Annotated in this window: 2 protein-coding genes; one reads left to right on the top strand and one right to left on the bottom strand. The window is 35.7% G+C overall.

Going from position 1 to position 401, the window contains the following annotated elements; translation table 11 throughout:
* The coding region (locus tag FDW96_RS12390; protein WP_137365764.1) for a transposase at positions 1 to 164 on the bottom strand (164 nt) is incomplete at its 3' end.
* A 92-nt stretch (positions 165 to 256) separates the two neighbouring features.
* Between FDW96_RS12390 and FDW96_RS12385 the strand changes: the two genes are divergently transcribed.
* Positions 257 to 401: recombinase family protein (locus FDW96_RS12385; protein WP_170974701.1), on the top strand; the 145-nt coding region annotated here is incomplete at its 3' end.

Below are 401 nucleotides of genomic sequence, written 5' to 3'. Positions count from 1 at the left end.
GCTTTAGAGACGGAGCTTTCATTAGATTTAGAGTAGAGGTCTATCCATTTATAAATTGTTGCAGGGGCCACGTCGTATTCTTTAGACAGCTGGGTGACGGATTGACCAGAATGATAGAAGGCGATAAGGGTTTCTTTAAATTCTTTTGAGTAGCGTTTTTGCATGTTTTTGTCCTTTGTCTAAATTATACAATAGTGACTCTAAGATTTAAGGATAACATCACTCACAACTTAGGGTTATTAATAGAGGTCAAAATATGAAAATTGGGTATGCACGTGTCAGTACTTTTGAACAAAAATTAGAATCTCAAATTGAAGTTCTGAAAGAAGCAGGAGCAGAAGAAGTTTTCCAAGAAAAGTTTACTGGAACTACAGTCGAACGTCCACAATTTAATCTAGTAT

The organism is Citrobacter sp. TBCS-15, from assembly GCF_005280815.1.
GTDB lineage: Bacteria > Pseudomonadota > Gammaproteobacteria > Enterobacterales > Enterobacteriaceae > Citrobacter > Citrobacter werkmanii.
This window is presented reverse-complemented; position numbering and strand designations above follow the sequence as displayed.